Source organism: Microcystis sp. M49636_WE2 (assembly GCF_030065375.1).
Taxonomy (GTDB): Bacteria; Cyanobacteriota; Cyanobacteriia; order Cyanobacteriales; family Microcystaceae; genus Microcystis; species Microcystis aeruginosa_C.
The window spans coordinates 1-7,870 of sequence record NZ_JASJFG010000345.1; the positions used below are offsets into that span (position 1 = coordinate 1).

At 46.3% G+C, this 7,870-nt stretch carries 6 protein-coding genes; 1 reads left to right on the top strand and 5 read right to left on the bottom strand.

Translation table 11 applies throughout. From position 1 onward, the window contains the following. On the bottom strand, nucleotides 1-1,630 hold a 1,630-nt coding region (thiO, locus tag PX484_RS08220), incomplete at its 3' end, for a glycine oxidase ThiO (protein WP_288103419.1). Nucleotides 1,631-1,777: 147 nt separating this feature from the next. On the opposite strand from thiO, the gene PX484_RS08225 reads away from it, so the two are divergent. Continuing rightward, on the top strand, nucleotides 1,778-2,404 hold the full coding sequence (locus PX484_RS08225; protein ID WP_002799919.1) for a DUF2301 domain-containing membrane protein: 627 nt from the start codon (nucleotides 1,778-1,780) through the stop codon (nucleotides 2,402-2,404). Nucleotides 2,405-2,681: 277 nt separating this feature from the next. Here PX484_RS08225 and PX484_RS08230 read toward each other — a convergent pair whose 3' ends face one another. The 4 genes from PX484_RS08230 to PX484_RS08245 form a co-directional block, all read right to left on the bottom strand. Continuing rightward, the gene (locus PX484_RS08230) at nucleotides 2,682-3,680 is read right to left on the bottom strand and encodes a nitrate ABC transporter ATP-binding protein (RefSeq protein WP_287666884.1); all 999 of its coding nucleotides are present in this window, start codon (nucleotides 3,678-3,680) and stop codon (nucleotides 2,682-2,684) included. Nucleotides 3,681-3,953: 273 nt separating this feature from the next. Then, nucleotides 3,954-5,960: an ABC transporter ATP-binding/substrate-binding protein gene (locus tag PX484_RS08235; RefSeq protein ID WP_287766518.1), complete on the bottom strand. Its 2,007-nt coding sequence runs from the start codon at nucleotides 5,958-5,960 to the stop codon at nucleotides 3,954-3,956. Nucleotides 5,961-6,218: 258 nt separating this feature from the next. Continuing rightward, nucleotides 6,219-7,046 (bottom strand): nitrate ABC transporter permease, encoded by an 828-nt coding sequence (gene ntrB / locus PX484_RS08240; protein WP_287766516.1) that lies wholly within the window; start codon nucleotides 7,044-7,046, stop codon nucleotides 6,219-6,221. Between the two features lie 151 nt (nucleotides 7,047-7,197). After that, nucleotides 7,198-7,870 (bottom strand): CmpA/NrtA family ABC transporter substrate-binding protein (locus PX484_RS08245; protein WP_288103423.1); only part of this gene is annotated, 673 nt, incomplete at its 5' end.

The window sequence follows — 7,870 nt, forward strand, 5'->3', positions numbered from 1 at the left end:
GTTTGGCTAAGAGAGGATCGGCGTTAATATAGGGCAGTACGGCAAAACCTTCTTTAACTAATTGTTCCGCCGCTTGCAAAGTTCCGATCGGATCGGGTAATAAATATTTAGGATCGGGAATAACTTCGAGTTTAATAAAGTTATTGTCTTCCTGTCCCAATAATTTGGCCATTTCTCGCCCTAAACGAGCCACGCGAATCGCTTCTTCGGCCGTTTGACAACCGGCAGTGTTGGGTAACATCCAGATTTTCGACCAATCAATCGCTTCTGCTAATCCCTCATGACCGGGTGCGTTCGTTTGTACTCGTCTAACGGCGACGGTGACAATCTGACATTCACTGGCAGTAATACTTTCCTGCATAGTGGTCAGATTGGCATATTTGCCAGTCCCAGTCATCAAGCGGGAGTGAAAGGTTTTCCCGGCAATGGTGAGACTATCATTCTGGGGCGATAAAAGTGCTTGGGGTTTATTCTCAATAATAGTTAAGGACATAGGTGGAATAGTAACGGGTGATGGTTGATTAAAGCGATCGCAGCTAAAATGGGTCAAAATGGGATTAACTTTGTCATTAATCACCAGGTCAGCAATTAAGGAAGCAGTGACAGGAGCGAGTAAAATGCCATTGCGATAGTGACCGGTGGCTAAAATCAGGTTATCACAGCTACTGCGGCCTAAAATGGGTAATTCATCCGCTGTACCCGGACGGAATCCCCACCACATTTCCTCGATTTCCCAGTCAGCTAAAGGGGGATAGAGACGGGTGGCCCGCTCAAACAGGGTTTGCAGTCCTTGGGGTGTATTACCCGTTTGCCAGGCCACTGTTTCGGAAGTGGCCCCGATAATTAAACGACCATTGCGACGGGGAACTAGATAGGTTTGCGGACCGAATAAAACCCTAGCTAAGGTCTGGTTAGGGGGCATTTTTACTGCGGCCATTTGACCTTTGACGGGATGGATAGGGAGGGGTAAAAGTTGACTCGTCCAGGATCCTGTCGCTAAAATGTAAATTTTTGCTTCTAATTCCCCAATTGAGGTATAAATACTCTTGACTTTTCCCTGCTTTTGTTGTATAGCGTGGACTTCTACCCCTTGGCGAATTTCTACCCCTAAATTTTCGGCCGCTTGTTGCAGCGCAGTCACTAGCTGCCGGTTGTCCACTTGTCCATCGTCGGGATACCACCAACCACCGATCACATCTTTACCTAGTCCGGGTTGGTAGAGATGAACTGCATTGCTGTCTAACCAAATTTTATTAACTTCCTCGGTAGTAACGGGCTGATCTAGCTCGTAAACGGGAGCAAGAATACCACAGGGATAGTAACCGCTGTTTATCCCCGTTAAATCCTCGATTTTGCGGCTCCATTCTGGATATAACCAGCGCGATTGTAAACAAAGATCGAGAAAGGGACCCGGGGGAATCCCCTCCGCATGGGGGGCCAACATTCCCGCAGCCGCACGACTAGCGGCCTGAGCTATATCTCGAACTAGGAGGGTAACTTTTGCCCCGCGCAATTGCAAATCGACGGCGATCGCTAATCCGATGATACCACCGCCCACGATCAAAATTTCGCTAGTTGAGTTCTTGACCCTCCCATGGCTAAAAGCGAGGGATTCTTGGTTCAACGACATGGCTTAAAAATCTAAAGGAAGTGTAACCTTGATCCTAACTCGCAATTAGTCAGCCGAGAGGGGGAAGAAGTGAGGCTACTGGCATAATTTAAGCTTAAGATGATTTGTAGTCAATCTTTTCTAAGCTTCCCTTTTTCTTTAGAGCTTATGACTTCCCCTGCTGTCGATCGAGTTTATCAAGGTCAATTCGGAGAGTTTACGATTACGGATAGCGATCGCCTAGGCGTGCGTCTCTACCGTCTGGGGTTAAATTTAGCGGCTTTTAGTTTCGCTGTCGCTACAATTATAGTTCTCAGCCGACCGCAATTACTGCCCCTGACCAACCTTTTATACATGGGTTTTTGTCTGGGGTTAGGCATCAGTTTATTGACTATCCATATTTATTTAATTCCCCTCCATCGTCTCCTGCAAGTTTTTTGGCTAATTGGGGCGATTACTTCCCTAATTTTCAGCCTTTATTATCAACTTTCTCCCCTAGAATTTGTCTATAACCATCCGGTGAGTTTATTCGGTGTGGGCTTTATTTTTGCTAGTCTCACGGGGATTTATTTCAAAGAAGCTTTTTGTTTTAATCGTCTAGAAACCAAGTTTTTAACCCCTCTAGTTCCCAGCCTTTTACTCGGTCATCTTTTGGGGATATTGCCCTTAAATTGGGAAAAGGGGCTATTAATTCTCTGGGCGACTTTATTTGTTATCTTTGCTCTGGGAAAGTTAAGCCAACCTCTCCCCAACGATATCGGTGATAAATCGGTTTTTGAACATCTTAATCATTGACTCACTCTCCAGAGATTAAAATCCATTCTAAGATACAGTCTTGCGGGCGAGTGAGTGGAACGAACCACTCCAGACACAAAGGACACAAAGATCGATCACTACTATATAAGTTAAACTGATCGGGTTTCAGCTTTTTGTTCTTTGTCTCTTTCTGGTTTATCCTTGGTCAGTAATCAGTAAACAGTAATCAGTGAAAAGACAGTAGGAAACTTCTATTTAATACTGTCACTTAAAACTCAAATCTGATAACTCAAATCTGATAACTGATAACTGTTACTTATCTGGAGTCCTCGATGGTAGCCGGATTAGCAGTATTGGCAGTCTTGCTGGTGAACATTTGTATCAGACTAAAACCGACAAAAGCGAGTAAAGCTATGCCACCAATAGCAGTAACAATTTTACCCACGAGATTTTCTGTGCGGGGTTGTTCGGGGGCATCCTCGTTAGGATCTTCCGAATGGGCAAAACGATTGTAGAGGAAATCGAGAGCTTCATTGCGGAGTTCGTAGTAACGGGGATCCTCGGTAATTTGGGAACGAACCCGGGGACGAGCAAAAGGCATCTTTAACACCTCACCGATTTTAGCGCTTGGGCCGTTGGTCATCATCACCAAGCGATCGCACAAGAACAAAGCCTCATCGATATCGTGGGTAATCATCAACACGGTTAACTGGTTTTCTTGCCAGATTTTCAGCAATTCTTCCTGTAATTCCTCTTTAGTGATCGCATCTAAGGCCCCAAAGGGTTCATCGAGGATGAGGACTTGGGGACGAATGGCCAGGGCGCGGGCGATCGCAACCCGTTGTTTCATACCTCCCGATAATTGGGGGGGTTTTTTCTGGGCTGCTTCTGTCAATCCCACTAAGGATAGATTTTCTTCCACGATCTTCACCTTCTCAGCCTGAGATTTTTCGGGATAAACGGAATTAACCCCGATATAAACGTTCTCAAAGGCAGTTTTCCAGGGCAAAAGCGAATAATTTTGGAATACCATCATCCGGTCTGGTCCTGGTTCCTTAACCTCTTTATCCTGTAGCAGCACTTGCCCACGACTAGGAGAAGAAAACCCCGCCACCATATTTAAAAGGGTCGATTTACCGCAGCCGGAGTGACCGATAATGCAGACAAATTCCCCCTCATTGACTTGCAGCTCCACACCGTCTAAAACGGTGTAAACCCCTTCGGGGGAGGGGTATTCTTTGGCAACATTACTAACTAATAAAAAAGGCTGGGTGGTGGTGCTGGAATTCACGGTCTTATCGGTAAAAGTTTGCATATTCGTCCTAGATTTATTTTAAGGTGAGCAAAGCCCACCACAACCATTAATTCGGGTCTGCTGAAAAAGTTTTTCGTGGGGTGTGGGGTGTGGGGTGTGGGGTGTGGGGTGTGGGGTGTGGGGTTTTAGAGATTTTCATCTGGTCAATTACCTAATTTTCAGGGAAAAAGTCCAGGGATTTTCCCCCCGATCACTCCCATATCTCGTACTTTTTGATTGCCAAAAAGTCTAAAAGTTTTACCCAACAAGATTTTTAGATTTATTCAGCCAACCTTAATTAGCGACGGGATCATCGAGGAGAACTTCTGAGACGCGATAATCGCGACGGATGGAAAAACGTTCCAGATAGCCGATCGGATCGTCGGGATTGAAAATAAGATGATCAAAGAGGGCGAAACTGTGGCGATCGGGTTCCAAATCGGGAAGACCCAGGGACCGGCAAGCTTCACCAAACAGATCGGGACGACGGACGCGTTCAATCACTTCCACCCAGTTGCGGGGGAAAGGTGCGTAACCCCAACGGGCAAGCTGAGTTAGGGTCCATAGGGCCTCACTCCGGCCTGGACAGTTAGCTTGATCGACGTAAAACTGATTAAATCGGAATAGGGGTTCAGGGGCAGTTCCTAAACCGCGATCGTAACCATCGAGAAAACCGGGGCGGATAATTGCGCTATCCACGCCCACATACTGGGGCTGACTGAGAATATTAACGATATCTTCTCGATTACGCTGATCATCGCAGTATTCGCAGGCTTTAATTAAAGCTTTCACCATGGCGATATGGGTTTCGGGATGTTTCGCTGCCCAAGTTTCCTTGACTCCGAGAACTTTTTCTTGGTGTCCGGGCCAAATATCAAGATCGGTGGCGATAACGTAGCCTAATTTTTCGTGAACGGCGTAGGAGTTCCAGGGTTCCCCCACACAATAACCGTCGATCTTACCCGCTTTTAGTAAGGAAACCATTTGAGGCGGCGGAATTACGGCTAAATTGACATCACTATCGGGATCGATGCCGCCACTAGCTAACCAGTAGCGTAACAGTAGATTGTGCATGGAGGCGGGGTGAACCATGCCGAAAGTGGCGATTTGGTCGGGACTTTGCAGGAGGGCCCCCTTTAAGTCCTCCAGTTTTTCTACCCCCAATTCCCTGTATTTATTGCTGAGGGTGATGGCGTTACCGTTGCGACTGAGTACCAAAGCACTAATCACGGGGACAGAGGGCTTATTGCCAGCTCCAATGGTCATGCTGAGGGGCATTCCCGCCACCATCTGGGCTGCATCGAGACGACCGGTAGCCACTCCTTGGGCGAGCGCTTTCCAGTTGGGTTCCCGTTGTAGGAGAACATCCTCTAATCCTTCCTCGGCGAAGAAACCTTTCTCTTTGGCGATAATAATCGGGGCGCAATCGGTGAGGGGGATAAAACCGATGATAGGATTGGTTTTCAGTCGGGTAGCTTGGCCGATCACCGTCACTGGACCGGTGGGTTGACCGACTTTCTTCGATCGCTTCTGTTGGTTAAGGAAGTAAACGATCTCGTTACGGAGGGAGTAGTAACTGGGATGGTTAACTACTTCTAAACGATGCCGGGGACGGGGAATGGGAACATCGAGAATCTGACCGATATGGGCCTCCGGACCGGTGGTTAACATCACCACTCGATCGGATAGTAATAGGGCTTCATCCACATCGTGCGTGACCATGATACAGGTAACGTGGCTTTCTTCGACGATTTCCATTAAACGTTCCTGTAAATTGCCTCTGGTTAACGCATCCAGCGCCCCAAAGGGTTCATCGAGTAGCAGGACTTTTGGCCGTAGAGCTAGGGCGCGGGCGATCGCTACCCGTTGTTTCATGCCTCCCGATAATTCTCCCGGTCGTTTGTTGGCGGCATGGCGCAGGTGTACCATATCGATACTATGTTCGATGACACTTTTGCGTTCAGCAGCCGGTAGATGGCGCAGCACGCGGTTAACTCCTAGGGCGATATTTTCCCGGACGGTTAACCAGGGCAGCAGCGAATAATTCTGGAAGACCACCATGCGATCGGGACCGGGACCTTTAATTTCTTTTCCCTCTAAAATCACCCCTCCCACCGTCGGGCGATCGAGTCCAGCGACCATATTTAAGAGGGTGGATTTCCCGCAACCGGAGTGACCGATTAAAGAGATAAATTCCCCTTGAGTAACGCTGAGATCGATATTTTTTAGGGCGATATATTGACGGCCATCGGGGAGAGGGAAAACCTTATCAATGTGATCGACTTCAATAAATGCAGACATTTTCAGTTATCAGTTATCAGTTATCAGTTATTAGTTATTAGTTATCAGTTATCAGTTATCAGTTATCAGATTTGAGTTTTTAAGTGTGCAGTATTAAATAGCAGTTTACTACTGTCTTTTCACTGTTTACTGTTTACTGATAACTGTTTACTGTTTAGGCTCTCTTGGAGATTGGCTGAAAAATGTTCACCATACATTGCGCTTGGTGTGGCTCTTTTTTCGACAAGATTTGCCGATCACCATAACCTCAAGAGAGCCTTATTTATTTTCTTCGGGTACAACTAATTTAGCGATGTAGGCCATGAGGCGATCGAGTAAGAAACCAACAATACCCACATAAATCAGAGCGAGGATAATTTCACTGATCATGGAACTATTCCAAGCATCCCAGATAAAGAAGCCAATTCCCACGCCACCGATCAGCATTTCTGCCGCTACAATCGCCAACCAAGATAAACCGATACCGATTCTTAATCCCGTGAAAACGTAGGGAACGGTGGCGGGAAAAAGAATATTGAAAAAATATTCAACTTTGGATAATTTTAGCACTCTAGAGACGTTTTTATAGTCTTGGGGAACCTGCTGTACTCCCACGGCTGTGTTAATAATAATTGGCCAAATTGCTGTAATAAAAATTACAAATATGGCACTAGGTTCGTTATTACGAAAAGCCGCTAGGGAGATGGGTAGCCAAGCTAGGGGGGGAACGGTACGCAGGATTTGGAAAATCGGATCGATCGCATCATAAACTAGGGCGCTACTACCGATTAAAATTCCCACGGCGATGCCAACAATAGCGGCAAGGGTAAAACCGACGGCCACCCGTTGTAAACTGGCGAAAATTTGCCAGAATAACCCCACATCCGTGCCACCATTATTGAAAAAGGGATTAATAATTAATTCCCAGGTATCGCTAACAACTTTGGTGGGACTAGGGAGGGGAGCATCGGGACTAAAACAGATTATTTGCCAGATGACGAGGAAAATTAATAAAGCAATCGCCGAAGTTGCTAGTTTGGATAATTTTTTTTTCAGGTCTTTTACCCATTTTGTACCTTGAGAACGACGAGAAATAGAAACAGCCATAATCAGTTATCAGTTATCAGTTATCAGTGGTTCAGTTATCAGTGGTCAGTGGTTCAGTGATCAGCATCAGCATCAGTGATCAGTTATTAATTACCAGTTATGAGCAAATCATCTTTAACTGTTGACTGGTTACTGATCACTGAACACTGATTTAAACCTTTTTAATCTTGAGAGATTTCAGGTAAGCTTGGGGATTTTCGGGATCAAATTTCACGCCATCAAAGAAAGTTTCCACACCGCGAGAGGTAGAGGTGGGAATTTGATCGGCTGGAACATTGAGGGCTGTGGCGGCTTCTCTCCAGATATCTTCCCGGTTAACCTTATCAACTAAAGCTTTGATGTCCGTATCGGCGGGAATATAGCCCCAACGGATGTCTTCAGTCACAAACCAAGTATCATGACTCTTGTAGGGGTAGGAAGCGTTATCAGCCCAGAATTTCATGGCTACGGGGCTATTTTCGATTTTGCGACCATCACCGAAATCGATATTACCCTGCATTCTTCCCAAGATATCGGCGGGGTCAATTTTCAGCCATTCCCGTCCTGAAATAATCTCGCACATTTCCTTAACATTAGCGGGATCGTTGCACCATTGCTGCGCTTCTAGAACAGCCATAGTTAAAGCTTTTGCCGCTTTGGGATTTTTATCCACCCAATCGGCGCGTAAAGCGAAAGCTTTTTCGGGGTGATCCTTCCACAGTTCCCCAGTAATCAAGGCCGAATAACCGAGTTTTTTGTTAACTAATTGGGCGTTCCAAGGTTCCCCCACACAGAAAGCTTGCATCGTGCCGACTTTCATGTTAGCCACCATTTGTGCCGGAGGA